This window comes from Frigoribacterium sp. SL97 (assembly GCF_026625765.1).
GTDB lineage: Bacteria > Actinomycetota > Actinomycetes > Actinomycetales > Microbacteriaceae > Frigoribacterium.
In genome coordinates this window covers 880,806-896,112 of sequence record NZ_CP113062.1, presented here as the reverse complement: position 1 = coordinate 896,112, position 15,307 = coordinate 880,806, and the positions used below count along the sequence as shown (strand labels likewise).

Here is a 15,307-nt window from a genome sequence, read left to right as displayed (position 1 = left end):
GGTGGACACGATCAGCCCTGCGCCGCGAGCTCGTCGATCTTGTCCGCGGCGTCCTTGAGCGACGAGTCGACGTCGCCCTTGCCGAAGATCACGCTGCTCGACCACGCGTCGCGGAAGGCCTGCAACTCGGCGACGGTGTTCGGGCCGGCCGGCACCTCGACCGTGCGGGCCGCCTGGTCGCCGAAGAGCGCGTACGAGGGGTTCGCGTCGAAGTAGTCGGAGTAGGTCGAGGCCAGGTCGGTGCGGATCGGCATCTGGCCCGTCGTCTCGAGCAGGGCGCGGTCCTGGTCGCTGCTGGTGGAGAACTTCAGGAAGTCCCACGCCGTGCCCTGGTTCTCGCAGGCCGTGTACATGCCGACGTTCTTCGCGTCGCTGAACGTGTAGGTCTCGTCGGCGCTCGTGCCGTCCTTGGTCGGGACGGGCACGGCACCCCAGTTGACGTCCTCGTAGACCGACACGGCCCACGGCCCGACGATCGACATCGCGGCCTCGCCGTCGGCGAACGAGTCGCCCGTGTACTGCTCCTGGCCGGCCAGCCCCTGCTCGTAGAGCGAGCGCCAGAAGGTCGCCACGTCCTCGCCGGCGGTGTCGGCGAAGGTCGCCTTGCCGTCCTCGACGAGGCCGGTGCCGCCCGTCTCGGCCGCGTAGAGCGGCATGAAGTCGAACTGCGACTGGAAGAACTCGCTCGTCGGCGCCGGGTGGATGGCGTACTTCGAGACGCCGGCGTCGACCAGGGTCTTCGACGTCGCGAGGAAGTCGTCGTAGGTCGACAGGTCGGGGTTCTGAGCGTCGAGGCCGGCCTTCGTGAAGAGGTCCTTGTTGTAGAAGATCATCACCGGGTTCGACTTCCAGGGCAGCTGGTAGTACTTGCCGTCGGCGTCCTGGTACTGCTTCGCGAGGTCGCCACTGCGCTCCTCGATGTAGCTCGCGCCGTCGTCGAAGCTCGACAGGTCGACCAGGCCGCCCTGCTTCTGGAACTGACCGACCGCGCTGGGGGCCGTGTTGTAGACGAGGCAGGGGGCGTTGCCGGCCGTGATGGCGGCGCCGATGACCTCTTCGCTCGACTTGCCGGCGGGGATCTCCTGCCCCTTGACCTGCTCGTCGGGGTGGTCGGCGTTCCAGGCCTCGACCATGGCCTTGCCCCAGGTCACCTCCTGCTCGTTGTTCGAGTACCAGATGGTGATGGGGCCCTTGGCGGTGAGGGCGTCGCTCGAGGCACCGCCGCCGCCGGAGCAGGCGGTCAGGCCGAGGGCGGCGACCAGGACGGTCGCGCCGAGGGTCGCGCGGCGGGTGAAGCGTGTGCGTCGTTGCACGGTGTTCTCCTTGGGTGGGTGGTGCTGCGGGTGTGGCTAGGGGGTGGTCTGCGGTGCCGGGGCGTGCGGGTCGGTGCGGTAGAAGTACAGGTCACGGTGGCCGACGGGGGCGTCCCAGCCCTGGGCGAAGGTCCAGCGGCCGCCGATCTGCTGCAGGCCGCCCCAGCTGAGCGACCCGCCGGACGTGAGGGCGAGCTGGTCGACCGGACGCCCGACGTCGTAGAGCGCCTGGCTCGCCGCGAAGACCCCGTCGACGTCGTGGAAGACGTCCAGCACGAGTCGGCCGTCGCCCGTGACGATCGCGGCGGCGACCTCGTGCAGGTGGCCGCCGACGCCCGACAGGTCGAGGTACGGCACGGGCTCGAAGGTCCAGTGGCGCAGGTCGTCCGAGCGGCCGACGTGCAGCACGCCGTCGAAGCCCTCGCTGACGAACATGAGGTAGTCCCCGTCGTCACGGCCGCCGCCGCTGCCGCTGCCGCCGAGGCGGACGGCGTTCCCGTGCTCGTCGCGCGGGATCACGGCGCCCTTGGCCCAGAGCCGCGTCTGCTCGTGGTCCGCGATCGGGCCGAGCTTCTGCCAGGTCACGAGGTCGTCGCTGACGGCGACCAGCAGGTCGATGCCGACCGCCTGGACGGGGTGACCGGGGCTCGGGTGCGCGACCCGCGCCTCCTCGGTGATCGGGAAGACGCCGTTGTAGAACAGCCAGAAGCGACCCTCGGCGCGGTAGACCTTGGGGTCCTCGGTGCCGAGCAGTTCGTCGTCGAGGGTGGGACGGACGACCGGGTTGGCCGGGTCGTCGACCCAGGCGGCGCCGGGTGCGGGTTCGCCGTCGGGGGTGAGGGCGAGGGTGGCGTGGCCGATGCGGCTGCCGAGGCTCTCCTTGCGGGGCGAGGCCCGGTAGAAGAGATGCAGCGTGCCGTCGTGCTCGATGAGGCTGGGGTTGTAGAGCGACTCGCTCGTCCAGCCGAGTCCGTCGGGGTCGGGCCACTGGCCGTCCAGCGTGAAGGTGAACGCCGGGTCGGCGGTGAAGGGGCCGACCGCCCAGTCGGGGCGGCCCGGCTCGTAGGCGGCGGGGCTCGAGAAGGTCAGCTGCGAGAGGGCGCCGGTGAGCTCGTTGCGGTGGACGAGGGCCTCGTCGAGGACCGTCCGGAGGCGCTCCCGGGTCAGCGGGACGAGGTACGGCTTCGAGGCGGCGCGCGCCGCGTCGGCGTCGGGCCCGGTGTCGACGCGCGTCGTGTAGGCCCCGGTGTCGACGCGCGTCGTGTAGGCCCCGGTGTCGGCGCGCGTCGTGTCGGGCCCGGTGTCGGCGCGCGTGGCGTCGGCGCTCGCCTCGGTGCTCGTCGTGTCGCTGGCGGTCGTCATCGGGGCACCCACTTCGTCGTGTGCGGTCTCACTCGTCTACCGAAACGTTTCGGTAGATCGAGAAGTTAGCACGTCCGCCGCTGCGCCGGAACCCCTCCCGGCGCGATCTCCCGACCCGCGCCTCCTGACCGGACGCCCGACGGGCATCCACCGGGCTCCCGCCGCAGGGCGCACCACGCTCGCGTCGTCGAACCACCCCGGGACGTGGTTCGACGACGCGAGCGTGGTGCGTCCTCGACGCCCGGGCGCCGAGCGATCTCTGAGGCGGCGCGGGGCGCCGCGGGGTCAGCGGGGTCAGCGGGCGGCGCGGCCCGTCGACGCGCGGACAAGCAGCCGGGCGGGCTCGATCTCGGCGTCGGTGACGGCCTCGCCCTCGACGGCCGAGAGCAGGAGGCGCGCCGCCTCGGCCCCGATCAGCCGCGGAGCCGTCGTCAGCGTGGTCAGCCCGGGGCGCACGTACGACCCGAGCTCGATGCCGTCGAACCCGGCCACGCTGACGTCGTCGGGCACACGGACCCCGAGTCGGTCGAGCTCGGTCATGAACCCGATGGCGGCCAGGTCGTTGGCGCAGAAGACGGCGGTGGGCCGGTCGTGGACCGGTGCGTCCGGGCCGAAGAGGCGAGCGGCGGCCCGGGCTCCCCGTCGTAGGTGAAGTCGGCCTCGACGACCGCCCCGGGCTCGTGCCCGGCTCCGACGACGGCGTCCCGCCAGGCGGCCCCGCGACGCCGTGAGTGGACGAAGCGCCCGGGCCCGGCGACGTGGGCGAACCGCCGGTGACCGAGCGACACGAGGTGCTCGACGAGCTCGCCGATGCCGGCCGAGTCGTCCTGCCGCACGGCGGGCAGGGGGAAGTCCCCGGCCGGGTTGACCCCGACGGCGGGCAGGTCGAGCTCGCGGACCAGCTCGACGCGCGGGTCGTCCACCGTCAGCTCGTTCAGGACGACGCCGTCGACCCGACGTCCGGCCGCGAGCCGGCGATAGCGGTCGAGCGGTTCGTCCGCCGCCGACCCCATCTGCAGGATGAGCGCGTACCCGCGCGGGTCGAGCACCGACTCGAGCCCGCCGATGAAGCTGCCGAAGAACGGGTCGGACTCGAGCACGAACGGGTCGCGGTGCACGACGAGCCCGACGGTGAACGCCCGCTTGGCGCTCAGGCTGCGGCCCCGGACGCTCGGCACGAAGCCGAGGTCGTCGGCGGCCTGGCGGATGCGCGCGCGGGTCTGCTCCGAGACGCCGGGGCGACCGTTGAGGGCGCTGCTGACCGAACTGATCGCGACGCCGGCCCGGGCCGCGACCTCCACGATGGTGACCCGCTCTGCCACGCCGCGCCTCCTCGTCCTCGCCGGTGCCGATGCCCGTGTGCGCCCGCTGCGCCCCCACGATGCTACTGACCCGCCGCAGCCGCCACCCTCGCGTGGACCGCCCGGCCTTAGGGTCGGGGCATGCTCATCGTCTCGCTCGTCGCGGCCTCGCTCGCCGCCCTGCTGCACCTCTACATCTTCGTGATGGAGTCCTTCCTCTGGACCACCCCCCGCGTCCGCGCGACCTTCGGCATCACCGACGACGTCCAGGCCGAGCACACGAAGCCGCTCGCCTACAACCAGGGCTTCTACAACCTGTTCCTCGCGATCGTCACGATCGTGGGCGTCGTGCTGATCGCCGCCGGAGGGGCAGGAGGCGCGGGCAGCGCCTTCGAGGCATCCCCCTCGGGCAACGCCCTGCTCGTCGCGGGCACGGGGTCGATGCTCGCCGCCGCGCTCGTCCTGCTGCTCTCGGACCGCACGAAGACCCGCGCCGCGGTCACGCAGGGGTTCCTCCCGCTCGTCGCGCTCGTCACGCTGCTCATCGCCGCCGCCTGACCGGGTTCGGCCGCACTACCCTGGGCGGGTGACCGACGTGACCGACGCCACCCGCGCCTCCTCCGCCCCCGACGCCGCGACGGCCGACGCCGCTCGGGCCGCTGCCCCGGCCGCCCCGACGACGCACTGGACGCTGACGCTCGTCTGCCAGGACCGACCCGGCATCGTCCACGCGATCAGCGGTGCCGTCGTGCAGGCGGGCGGCAACATCACCGAGTCGGCGCAGTTCTCGAGCCACGACACCGGCACGTTCTTCATGCGCCTGCAGGTCGAGGCCCCCGGCGAGCGCGACGCGTTCGAGGCGGCGCTGGCGCCCGTGCTCGCGCACTACGACGCGCAGGCGAAGCTCGACGTCGTCGGTCGCCCGACCCGCACGCTCGTGCTCGCGAGCAAGGCGGCGCACTGCGTGAACGACCTGCTGTTCCGGCAGCGGGCGGGACAGCTGCCGATCGAGGTGCCGTTGATCCTGGCGAACCACGACGATCTGTCGGGCCTCGCCGAGTTCTACGGCAAGCGGTTCGAGCACCACCCCGTCACCGACCCCGAGTCCAAGGCGGCGTTCGAGGCACGCGTGCTGCAGGTCGTCGACCGCTACGACGTCGAGCTGGTCGTGCTCGCCCGCTACATGCAGATCCTCAGCCCCGAGCTCTGCGCCGCGCTCGAGGGGCGGGCGATCAACATCCACCACTCGTTCCTGCCCGGGTTCAAGGGGGCGAACCCCTACCGCCAGGCGCACGCCCGCGGCGTGAAGCTGATCGGCGCGACGGCGCACTTCGTCACGAGCGACCTCGACGAGGGGCCGATCATCGAGCAGAACGTGGTCCGCGTCGACCACACCCGCAGCGCCCCCGAGCTGATGGCGATCGGCCAGGACGAAGAGAGCCGCACGCTGACCCAGGCCGTCCGCTGGTTCGCCGAGGACCGCGTGCTGCTCGACGGCGCCCGCACCATCGTCTTCCGCTAGCCCCGCCCGGGCACACCGGCCGTACGCTGGACGCGTGACCCCGACCGACTCCGCCCCCTCCCCCGTCCCGGCCCGCGGCGGCCCGGTCGGCCCCCTCGACGTGGTGCGGTTCGTCACGCTGATCCTCGCCTTCCTGAGCCTCGGCTTCTGGGGCTACCTCGCCTGGCCGTTCCCGTTCCCGTCGCTGGCGTTCATGATCGGCGCGCCGCTCTTCGCGATCGTCGTGTGGGGCCTGTTCCGTTCGCCACGCGCCCCGATCCCGACCGACGCCGTCGGCAAGGCCCTGGTCGAGATCGCGATCATGGGTGCCGTGGTCGCCGCCTGGGCCATGCTCGGCTACCCGGTCGTCGCCGTGGCGTTCGCCGTCCTGGCCGGCGTCACGGGCGTCCTGGCCTTCCGTCGCGAGAACGGCCGGGGGGCCCGCCGGTGACGACCACCCTGTTCTCCGACGCCCGCAAGGTCGACGCCGACGGCGTGGTCGAGGGCTTCTGGATGCTCGTCGACGGCGACGTGATCGTCGCCACCGGTGCCACGGTGCCGGGGTCTCGCGCGGCGGCCGGGGCGAGGCGCGGGCTCGACGCGACCCGCGCCTCCTCGGCGGCGTCGGGTGCACCCCACGACCCGACCGCAGGAGGCGCGGTGCCGCCCCCCGCGGACGTCACGGTCGACCTCGCGGGCGCCACGCTCACCCCGGGGCTGATCGACCTGCACACGCACGGCGGCGGCGGGCACGCCTTCGACGGCGGACCGGACGACCTCGACGCGGGACTCGCGCTGCACCGCCGGCACGGTACGACGCGCTCGCTGGTCAGCCTCGTCGCGAACCCGGTGCCGGTGCTGTCCCGGTCGCTCGGGCTGGTCGGTGACCTGATGCGTCGTGATCCGCTCGTGCTCGGGGCACACCTCGAAGGACCGTTCCTGGCGCCCGACCGGCGGGGAGCCCACGCCCCGCACTTCCTGCTCGAACCGGACGCCGCCACGGTCGAGAGCCTCCTCGAGGCCGGCGACGGCGTCGTCCGTCAGGTCACCCTCGCCCCCGAGCTGCCCGGCGGGCTCGACGCGATCGACCGGCTCGTCAGCTCGGGCGTGGTCGCCGCCGTCGGGCACACCGAGGCCGACTTCGACCTCGCCCGCGCGGCGTTCGACCGCGGCGCGAGCCTCGTGACCCACGCGTTCAACGCCATGGCCGGCATCCACCACCGCGACCCGGGGCCGCTCGTCGCGGCGGTCGGCGACGAACGCGTGACGATCGAGCTGATCCTCGACGGCGTGCACGTGCACCCGGCCGTGGCGGACCTCGTGCTGCGCTCGGCGCCCCGGCGGGTCGCCCTCATCACCGACGCGATGGCCGCGGCCGGAGCCGCCGACGGCGACTACCGCATCGGCGAACTCGCGGTGACGGTCGAGCACGGCGTCGCCACGCTCACGGGCACGTCGACCATCGCGGGCTCGACCCTGACGCAGGACGCCGCCCTGCGCATCGCCGTCCTCCGGACCGGACTCTCGGCCGTCGACGCCGTCGCGGCGCTGACGCTCGTGCCGGCCCGCGTGCTCGGCCTCGACGCCGGGGGCAGGCGAGCGGACATGTCCGGAGCGCAGGCCGGCGTCGCGCGCACGGCGCAGGACCCGGCGCAGGGCGCTGGGCTGGGCACGGCGCCGCGCACGGCGCCGGCCGCCGGGGCCCGGCCGCCGCTCGGGCGTCTGGCCCCCGGTCACGTGGCCGACGCCGTCGCGTGGCACGACGACTGGACGGTCGCCCGGGTCTGGGCCGCCGGCCGCGAACTGCCCGCCGGCTGATCCCCGCCACCCGGCCCCGCCCCGCTCCGCCCGACACCGCAGCGCGTTTCGTGCACGGCACCGCGACTGGTTGCGGTGTCGTGCACGAAACGCGGTGCAGTGAGTCGGAGCCGTGGGGCGTCGGGCTCGCCGAGCGGCCCTACCCCTTCAGGTCGGGGAAGTCCGCGTCGCGCCACTCGGCCGCGGCCCGCTCGCCCGACCGGGCCAGCGCCTCCTCGAGGTCGCGCAGCTCGACGCGTCGGATCTTGCCCGAGATCGTCTTCGGCAGCTCGGCGAACTCGACCCGCCGTACCCGCTCGTAGGCGGGCAACGACACCCGGGCGTGAGCCAGGACGGCCCGCGCGGTCTCGGCGTCGGGTGCCCACCCCTCGGCCAGGGTCACGTACGCCTTGACGATGTTCAGCCGGGTGTCGTCGGGTGCCGGCACGACCGCGGACTCGGCGACGGCCGGGTGCTCGATCAGCATGCTCTCGACCTCGAACGGCGAGACCTTGTAGTCCGACGACTTGAAGACGTCGTCGGTGCGGCCGACGAAGGTGATCATGCCGTCGGCGTCGCGCACCGCCACGTCGCCGGTGTGGAACAGCCCGTCGCGCATCGACGACTCGGTGCGGGCGGCGTCGCCGAGGTAGCCGGTCATCAGGTTGACGGGCCGCGTGGTGAGGTCGAGGCAGACCTCGCCCTCGTCACCGACGACACCCGTGACGGGGTCGACCAGCACGACCTCGACGCCGGGCAGGGCGCGCCCCATCGAGCCGGCCTTGATCGTGCCGCCGGGCGCGTTCGCGACGATGGCGGTCGTCTCGGTCTGCCCGTACCCGTCGCGGATGTCCAGGCCCCAACCCTGCTGCACCCGCCCGATCACCTCGGGGTTGAGCGGTTCGCCGGCCGAGAGCGCCTCGCGAAGGGCGCTCGGCCGCGAACCCAGGGACGACTGGATCAGCATCCGCCACACGGTCGGCGGCGCACAGAACGAGGTCACCCGGGCCCGCTCGAGCTGGTCGCGGAGCTCGGCCGGGCGGAAGCGACCGTAGTTGTAGACGAACACGGTGGCCTCGGCGGTCCACGGCGCGAAGAAGCAGCTCCAGGCGTGCTTGCCCCAGCCCGGCGACGAGATCGTCATGTGCACGTCCCCCGGCTGCACGCCCAGCCAGTACGTCGTGGTCAGGTGCCCGACGGGGTACGAGGCGTGCGAGTGCACGACCATCTTCGGCTTGCTCGTCGTGCCCGACGTGAAGTAGACGAGGCAGGCGTCCTCCGTCGCGTTGGCGACGTCGGGGCGGTCCCAGGAGGCGCGGTGCGAGTCCCCGAAGGACGTCCAGCCCGCGGGGGTCACGTCGCCCTCGGGGACGACCGCGATCCGCGTGACGGCCTCGACCCCGTCGACCCCCGCGAACGCCGGGGCGTCGGCCGCGTTGGCGATCACGTGCCGGACGAGCCCGCGGTCGATGCGGTCGGCGAGGTCGGCGCTGCCGAGCACGGTCGACGTCGGCAGGATGACCGCGCCCACCTTCATCACCGCGAGCATGGCCTCCCACAGCTCGACCTGGTTGCCGAGCATGAGCATGACGTGGTCGCCCTTGTCGACGCCGAGGTCGTGCAACCACGCGGCGACCTGGTCGCTGCGCCGACGCATGGCGTCGAACGACACCCGCTGCTCGGAGCCGTCCTCCTCGACGATCCAGAGCGCCGTGCGGTCGTTGCCGTCGGCGACCACGTCGAACCAGTCGGTCGCCCAGTTGAAGCTGTCGCCGACGTCCGGCCAGCGGAACTCGTCGCTCGCCCGGTCGAGGTCGTGCCCGAGCCCCAGCAGGTGGTCGCGGGCCGCCCGGTAGGCGGCGGTGGCCGGGGCCTCGGCGGGTGCGGATGCGGGTGCGTCGGACATCCCGCCATCATGCACCCCGCCCCATGCCCGGCCCGGCATGGGCCCGTCGAGCCGCTCGCCTAGGGTCGTGACATGACGAACGACGCGACCCGCGCCTCCTCATCCGCCGACACGTCCGCCCGCCGGCGGCCCGCGCTCGAGATCGCGGTGACGAGCGCCGCCGGAGCCGTCACGGCGCGCGACGGCGGAGCCGACCGCGTCGAACTGTGCAGCGCCCTCGAGCTCGGCGGCGTCACCCCGTCGCAGGGGCTGGTCGAGGCGACCGTCGCGACGGGCGTTCCCGTGCACGCGCTGGTTCGGTGCCGGCCCGGCGGCTTCGCGTACGACGCGGACGAGCTCGACGTGATGGTGCGCGAGATCCGGGCGCTGGTGCGCTCGGGCGTGGCCGGCGTCGTCGTGGGCGCGCTGCGCGAGGACGGCTCGCTGGACGTCGACGCCCTCCGCTGGTTCGTCGAGGCCGCGCTCGACGCCGCCGCAACTCCGCACCGGGTGGCCGGACCCCAGGACCTCGCCGAGACCCCTCCGCGCGGCGTGGGGTCTGCGCGGGTTCCCGGGGCCTCACCGCTCGAGCCGCGCACGCTCGAGCCGCGCCCGCTCGAGCCGCGCACGCTGGAGCCGCGCCCACTGGAGATCACCGTCCACCGGGCCGTGGACCGTGCGGCGGACCCGGTCGCGGCGGTGACGGCCCTGGCGGGGCTGGGCGTCACGCGCGTGCTGACGTCGGGCGGCTCGTCCACGGTCGGGGCGGGTCTGGCGTCGGGGGTGCTGCCGCGCCTCGTCGAGGTCGCGGGCGACGTGCAGGTGATGGCCGGGGGCGGCGTTCAGCTCGGCGACGTCCCGGCGCTCGTGGCCGCGGGGGTCGACGCCGTCCACCTCTCGGCGAAGCGGGCGCGGGCCGTGCGCGCCTCCTCGTCCCGGTCGGGGACGACCGTGTCGCTCGGCACCGAGGCGTCGACCGACTCGTGGTTCGAGACCGACCACGACCTGGTCCGCGCCGCCCGTCACGCCCTCGACCAGGCCTGAGGCCGCCGCCGACCGCGACACCGCGGCGCACCGGCGACGCGACCCGTCCCGGGGTCCCGACCCGCGCCTCCTCCCCAGGGTCCCGACCCGCGCCTCCTGCCCGACTCCTGCCCACCTCGGCGACCGCCCCCGGTCGCGGGGGTGCACAGTGGAGCGATGACATCGACGTCCCTCCTCGTGATCGGCGGCACCGGGCAGATCAGCGCCTCGGTGGTGCGGCAGGCCCTGCGCGACGGCCTGGCCGTGACCGTGCTCAACCGCGGCAGCACCACGATCCGGCCCGTGCCCGCGGGCGTCGAGCAACTCGTCGCCGACGTCCGGGACGAGGAGGCGCTGGTCGCCGCCCTGGACGGGCGTCGCTTCGACTCGGTGGCCGACTTCCTCACCTTCACGCCCGACCAGCTCTCCTCGATGCTGCGCGTGGTGGCCCCGCTCACCGACCAGTACGTCTTCATCGGTTCGGCGTCGGCTTACCAGAAGCCCCCGGTGACGCTGCCGATCACCGAGGCGACGCCGCTCTTCAACCCGTGGTGGTCGTACTCGCGCGACAAGATCGCCTGCGAGCGCCTGCTGCGCGACGAGCACCTCGCGGGGCGGGTGCAGGCGACCGTGGTCCGGCCCTCGCACACCTACGACGAGACGCACGTGCCGTTGCTCGGCGGCTGGACCCCGATCGAGCGCATGCGCCGCGGGGACGCGGTCGTGCTGCACGGCGACGGCACCTCGCTCTGGGCGCTGACCCACTCGAGCGACTTCGCCCGCGCGTTCGTCGGGTTGCTCGGGCACCCCGGCGCCCTGGGCGAGGCGTTCCACATCATGTCGCCCGAGCTGCTCACCTGGAACATGATCGCGCGCGACCTCGCCGACGCCGCGGGGGCGTCGCTGCACGTCGTCCACCGCACGACGCAGGTCCTGACCGACGAGGTGCCCGAGTGGACGGCCGACCTCTGCGGCGACCGCAGCCACCCCGCCGTGTTCGACACGTCGAAGATCCGCGCGCTGGTGCCCGGGTGGGAGGCGCGGGTCCCCTTCGCCGAGGGAGCCCGCCAGATCGTCGCGTGGTACGACGCCGACGCCTCCCGTCGCACGGTCGACCCCTGGGTCGACGACGCCTACGAGCGGCTCGTCGCGCTCTAGCCCGGACTCGGGTCCCGACCCCGGCCCGGCCCCCGGCCCCCGCCCCGGCCCCGGCCCGTGGGAGCTTCGGGTCGACGTCGCACCACCGTCGCGTCGTCGAACCACCCGGGGGCGTGGTTCCACGACCCGGGCGTGGTGCGACCTCGGCCCCGGGCCCGGCCACCGGGCCACCGGGCCGCCGGGCCACCGGGCCACCGGGCCACCGGGCCACCGGGCCACCGTCGCACCGCCGACTGGACGTCGCACCACCGTCGCGTCGTCGAACCACCCGGGGGCGTGGTTCCTCGACCCGGGCGTGGTGCGACCTCGGCCCCGGGCCCGGCCACCGGGCCACCGGGCCGGGCCGGGCCGGGCCACCGGGCCGGGCCGGGCCACCGGGCCGGGCCACCGGGCCGCCGACGCACCGCCGGCTGAACGTTGCACCGCCGATGTGGGCGGTGCGACGTTCAGTGGGCAGTGCGACGGTCAGTGGGCGGTGCGACGCAGCTCGGGTGCGGGCGCGGCTGCGGCCGTCGGGGCGCCAGCCGCCGCAGCCGCCGCCGCCGCCGCCTCCGATCCGGCCCGCACCGCACTCACGGCGACGGGCAGCGTCAGCCGGAACACCGCGCCGGGCCGGCCGACCCCGGGAGGCTCGCAGACCAGGTCGCCGCCGTGGGCGCGCGCCAGACCGCGGGCGATGGGCAGCCCCAGGCCCGCGCCTCCGTCCCCGGACCGTCGGGCCTCGTCCAGCCGCACCAGCCGGTCGAACACCCGCTCGCGGTCGCGCTCGGGCACGCCCGGGCCGTCGTCGGACACGAGCACCGCGACCTCGTCGGTACGCGACGCGTCGAGCCAGATCGTCACCCGCCCCGAGCCCCCCGTCGCCCGAGCGGCGTTGTCGACCAGGTTGCCGACGATCTGCGAGACCCGACCCGCGTCGGCCGCCACCACGACCGGGCCGTCGGGCAGCAGGACGCGCAGGTCGAGCGACGGCCGTCGCAGCCGCTGACGCTCGACGTCGGCGAGCAGCGACGCCCCGAGGTCGACGGGTGCGACGTCCAGCGAGATGCCCTGGTCGACGCGGGCCATCAGCAGCATGTCGTCGATCAACCGGGAGGCGCGCTCGGCCTCGCGCACCACGTGCGTCGCCAGCCGCTCGCGTTCGTCGGCCGTGCCGGGTGACCGCACGAGGGTGTCGGCCGCGGCGCGCATCCCGGCGACGGGGGTGCGCAGCTCGTGGGCGGCGTCCGACACGAACGCGCGCACCCGCGTCTCGGCGTCGAGCGCGGCCCGCTCGGCCCCTTCGACGCCGTCGAGCATCTCGTCGAAGGCGACGGCGACCCGGCCGATCTCGGTGTCGCGTCGGGCCGGCCGCAGGCGTCGTCCCCGGTCGCCGTGCGCGATCGACCGGGCGACGCCGGTCATCCGGTCGAGCGGCCGCAGGGTGGCCCGCACCACGAGGGCGAGGCCGATCGCCGCGATCAGCAGGAACGCCACGGAGGCGCCGATCATCACCCAGCGCAGCTGCACCAGGGTCTCGCCCACCGACCGCGAGTCCGTGGTCAGGGTGATCGTCGACCCGTCGCTGAGCTGCGAGACGAGGGTGGTCACCTCGTCGTCGCTCCGCACCTCGGACGAGGTGACCGTGACCGCGTCGGACGAGGAGGTGCCGGTCGCGTCCCCGGCGTCGGTGCCGCCCGGGGAGTCGGTGCCGGTCTCATCGGTGCCGGTGCCGGTGCCGGTGCCGGTGCCGGTGCCGTCCGGGCTGCCGGCGCCCGCGCCTCCTGGTCCGACGTCGAGCCCCGAGGCCGGGCCGCCGCGTCCGGGGCCGTCGCCGAGCGAGGGCGGGCCCTCGCGCAGCTGGTCGGGGCTCGGGCCGGCGACGATGGCGTCGCCGTCGGCGTCGCGGATGACGACCGAGAGCCCCTGGGCCGAGAGCCGGTCGGCGAGCTCGTCGCCGTCCACCGTGCCGACCAGGGCCGCGGCGGCCGCGGCGCGGTCCGACAGCCGGTCGACGACCTGGGCGCGGAGCCGCTGGCCGAGCGTGAGCTCGACCGTCACGGCGAGCGCCGCCAGCAGGACGGCCAGCAGCAGCAGCACGGCGACGACCGTGCGGACGCGCAACGAACCGGTGCGCAGCCCGGGGGCGGCGGCCTCGGGGGCCGACACCGCGCCTCCTCGGGGGTGGCGTCCCGTCGTGAGCGCGGCGGGACGGCGGGCGCGCTTCACGCGCTCATCCGGTAGCCGAGGCCGCGGACGGTGTGGATGAGGCGGGGGCCCCGGGTCTCCATCTTGCGGCGCAGGGCGCTGAGGTGCACCTCGACGAGGTTGGGGTCGTAGTCGTCGTAGCCCCAGACCTGGGTGAGGATCTGGGTCTTCGAGACGGTGCGTCCGCGGCTCTCGGCGAGGAAGCCGAGCAGGCGGAACTCGGTCGCGGTGAGGTCGAGTGGTTCGCCGCCCCGCGTGATGCGGGCCGCCTCGGGGTCGACGACGAGGTCGCCGATCTCGATCACCGACGGGATGCGGCCGCGGCGGCGGAGGACGGCCGTGACGCGCGCGATCAGTTCGGCGACGGCGAAGGGCTTGACCACGTAGTCGTCGACGCCCTCGGAGAAGCCGCGCAGCCGGTCGTCGACCTCGTCGCGGGCGGTCAGCATGACGACCGCCGCGTCGGACGAGGTGCGGATCGTGCTCGCGAGCCGGATGCCGCTCGCCCCGGGGAGCATCCAGTCGAGCACGACGAGGTCGGGCACGAACGCCTTCAGCTGTTCGGACAGGTCGGAGCCGTCCGCGAGACCGTGCACGGCGAAGCCCTCGGCGCCCAGTGCGGTGACGACGGCGGTGCGGATGGTCTCGTCGTCGTCGATCACGAGGACACGGGCGGGGCTGAGCATCCTCGGAACGGTAGGGCCGGTCGGTGGGCGGAGGCTATGGACGGGCTGGGGGTGCGGTGTGGGTCGCGTGGTCGCGGACTGCCACCAGGGGTGGACCGCCGACGGGCTCGGCCTGCCGCTAGGGTCGGCGCATGGGGAGACAGCGCCGACGACGGCAACTCGTCGCGGGCGGCGTCCTGCTGGGGCTGTCGCTGCTCGCGTTCTGGCTCGGAGGGCCGATCTCGGCCCGGTGGCCGTCGGCCTACCTGACCGTGGGGTTGGCGGCGTTCGGGCTCTTCCTGGTCGCCCTGTGGTTGTTCCTCCTCGTCATCGCCGAGCGTGAGGGGCCGCCCTCTGGTGCCCCGACCCTCCCGACCCGTCCGAGTTCCCCGGGCTGGTGGCCGTTCCAGCGGCGGCAGCCTCCGATCCCTCCACGCGAGACCGTCGCAAGCGACACGGACTGGCTCCCCCTCATCTGGCGGCCGCGCAGCATCCCCGTACTGCGACGCGTCGATGCCGACGGCGCCCTCGAACTCCTGCTCGCCGACGATCGAGGCGAAGGGCCGATCGGCGGGTCGAGGGAGATCGTCATCGCCCTCTCGACCCAGGACCTGCTGATGATGTCGGCTGCCCTGAACACCGCCGCCGACTACGCCCTCGCCTCACCGTGGGACTCCGGCTTCTCGCACGACGAGGCCCTCGCGTGGTCGCGTCGCGCAGCCCGCGCCGCTCGCGATGCGCCGGGTCCGCGGTTCGACCCGGTTCGGGCCTCTGGTGTCGGAGCACGCCGGATCGGCTGGACGGCCTGGGCCCTCGGGCAGGACGCCCAGGTCGGTGTCCGACGCGATCCGTGGTTCGTCGTGCCCTTCGACCAGCTCCAGGCCGTGACCAACTCGCTCCAGGAAGTGGTCGAGGGGCTCATCGACCTCGACCTCGCCGCCGTCCACCGACTCGGCGGCAGCGGCGAGGGTGGCGGTGAAGACGGGCGCGAGGCGCGCCTCGCGGGCGGCGAGCTGACGCGACGCCTTCGCGACGTCCTGCGGCACGCGCACGAGCCCGACCCGGCACCGGCATTCGGTCCCACCGACACCTGACTCGTCCGTGCCGAGCCACCG

At 74.3% G+C, this 15,307-nt stretch carries 13 protein-coding genes and 1 pseudogene; 7 read left to right on the top strand and 7 right to left on the bottom strand.

All coding sequences use genetic code 11. The annotated features are described in order from the left end of the window. Positions 1-11: 11 nt before the first annotated feature. From OVA02_RS04335 to OVA02_RS04320, 4 genes and pseudogenes are all read right to left on the bottom strand, one after another. Complete coding sequence (locus OVA02_RS04335) at positions 12-1,313, bottom strand: ABC transporter substrate-binding protein (protein WP_420709630.1); 1,302 nt, start codon at positions 1,311-1,313, stop codon at positions 12-14. Positions 1,314-1,349: 36 nt separating this feature from the next. Then, a complete protein-coding gene (locus OVA02_RS04330) occupies positions 1,350-2,675 on the bottom strand; it encodes a hypothetical protein (protein ID WP_267659311.1) in 1,326 nt (441 codons plus the stop codon). Positions 2,676-2,969: 294 nt separating this feature from the next. After that, positions 2,970-3,386, bottom strand: coding sequence for a substrate-binding domain-containing protein (locus OVA02_RS04325; protein WP_267659676.1), 417 nt, complete (start codon positions 3,384-3,386; stop codon positions 2,970-2,972). A 29-nt stretch (positions 3,387-3,415) separates the two neighbouring features. After that, a pseudogene (locus tag OVA02_RS04320) lies at positions 3,416-3,976 on the bottom strand (LacI family DNA-binding transcriptional regulator); the annotation flags it as partial. Between the two features lie 141 nt (positions 3,977-4,117). On the opposite strand from OVA02_RS04320, the gene OVA02_RS04315 reads away from it, so the two are divergent. The 4 genes from OVA02_RS04315 (at position 4,118) to OVA02_RS04300 (ending at position 7,295) form a co-directional block, all read left to right on the top strand. Next, positions 4,118-4,534 carry a DUF1304 domain-containing protein gene (locus tag OVA02_RS04315; RefSeq protein ID WP_159827864.1) on the top strand — a complete coding sequence of 139 codons (417 nt, stop codon included), beginning with the start codon at positions 4,118-4,120 and terminating at the stop codon, positions 4,532-4,534. Positions 4,535-4,667: 133 nt separating this feature from the next. Continuing rightward, a complete protein-coding gene (gene purU, locus OVA02_RS04310) occupies positions 4,668-5,498 on the top strand; it encodes a formyltetrahydrofolate deformylase (protein WP_056044492.1) in 831 nt (276 codons plus the stop codon). Between the two features lie 34 nt (positions 5,499-5,532). Continuing rightward, complete coding sequence (locus OVA02_RS04305; RefSeq protein ID WP_267659310.1) at positions 5,533-5,928, top strand: YrdB family protein; 396 nt, start codon at positions 5,533-5,535, stop codon at positions 5,926-5,928. Continuing rightward, complete coding sequence (locus tag OVA02_RS04300) at positions 5,925-7,295, top strand: N-acetylglucosamine-6-phosphate deacetylase (RefSeq protein WP_267659309.1); 1,371 nt, start codon at positions 5,925-5,927, stop codon at positions 7,293-7,295. The genes OVA02_RS04305 and OVA02_RS04300 overlap by 4 nt, the downstream gene beginning before the upstream one ends. A gap of 139 nt (positions 7,296-7,434) precedes the next feature. Here the strand turns inward: OVA02_RS04300 and OVA02_RS04295 are convergent, their stop codons facing one another. Further along, the gene (locus OVA02_RS04295) at positions 7,435-9,180 is read right to left on the bottom strand and encodes an AMP-binding protein (RefSeq protein ID WP_267659308.1); all 1,746 of its coding nucleotides are present in this window, start codon (positions 9,178-9,180) and stop codon (positions 7,435-7,437) included. Between the two features lie 72 nt (positions 9,181-9,252). Here OVA02_RS04295 and OVA02_RS04290 point away from each other — a divergent pair, with 72 nt between their 5' ends. Then, positions 9,253-10,203: a copper homeostasis protein CutC gene (locus tag OVA02_RS04290; protein ID WP_267659307.1), complete on the top strand. Its 951-nt coding sequence runs from the start codon at positions 9,253-9,255 to the stop codon at positions 10,201-10,203. Between the two features lie 156 nt (positions 10,204-10,359). Next, on the top strand, positions 10,360-11,340 hold the full coding sequence (locus tag OVA02_RS04285) for an NAD-dependent epimerase/dehydratase family protein (RefSeq protein WP_267659306.1): 981 nt from the start codon (positions 10,360-10,362) through the stop codon (positions 11,338-11,340). A gap of 465 nt (positions 11,341-11,805) precedes the next feature. Here the strand turns inward: OVA02_RS04285 and OVA02_RS04280 are convergent, their stop codons facing one another. Together OVA02_RS04280 and OVA02_RS04275 are read right to left on the bottom strand one after the other, a co-directional pair. Beyond that, a complete protein-coding gene (locus tag OVA02_RS04280; RefSeq protein WP_267659305.1) occupies positions 11,806-13,548 on the bottom strand; it encodes a HAMP domain-containing sensor histidine kinase in 1,743 nt (580 codons plus the stop codon). Then, entirely contained in the window at positions 13,545-14,213 is a 669-nt protein-coding gene (locus OVA02_RS04275) for a response regulator transcription factor (protein WP_173153288.1), read from the bottom strand. The genes OVA02_RS04280 and OVA02_RS04275 overlap by 4 nt, the downstream gene beginning before the upstream one ends. 131 nt (positions 14,214-14,344) lie before the next feature. On the opposite strand from OVA02_RS04275, the gene OVA02_RS04270 reads away from it, so the two are divergent. Further along, entirely contained in the window at positions 14,345-15,286 is a 942-nt protein-coding gene (locus tag OVA02_RS04270) for a hypothetical protein (RefSeq protein ID WP_267659304.1), read from the top strand. Positions 15,287-15,307 lie beyond the last annotated feature (21 nt).

Coding starts and splice junctions, on each gene's coding strand:
- OVA02_RS04330 (WP_267659311.1), bottom strand. CDS start 2,675: ATGACGACCGCCAGCGACACGACGAGCACCGAGGCGAGCGCCGACGCC.
- OVA02_RS04315 (WP_159827864.1), top strand. CDS start 4,118: ATGCTCATCGTCTCGCTCGTCGCGGCCTCGCTCGCCGCCCTGCTGCAC.
- OVA02_RS04295 (WP_267659308.1), bottom strand. CDS start 9,180: ATGTCCGACGCACCCGCATCCGCACCCGCCGAGGCCCCGGCCACCGCC.
- OVA02_RS04290 (WP_267659307.1), top strand. CDS start 9,253: ATGACGAACGACGCGACCCGCGCCTCCTCATCCGCCGACACGTCCGCC.
- OVA02_RS04285 (WP_267659306.1), top strand. CDS start 10,360: ATGACATCGACGTCCCTCCTCGTGATCGGCGGCACCGGGCAGATCAGC.
- OVA02_RS04275 (WP_173153288.1), bottom strand. CDS start 14,213: ATGCTCAGCCCCGCCCGTGTCCTCGTGATCGACGACGACGAGACCATC.
- OVA02_RS04270 (WP_267659304.1), top strand. CDS start 14,345: ATGGGGAGACAGCGCCGACGACGGCAACTCGTCGCGGGCGGCGTCCTG.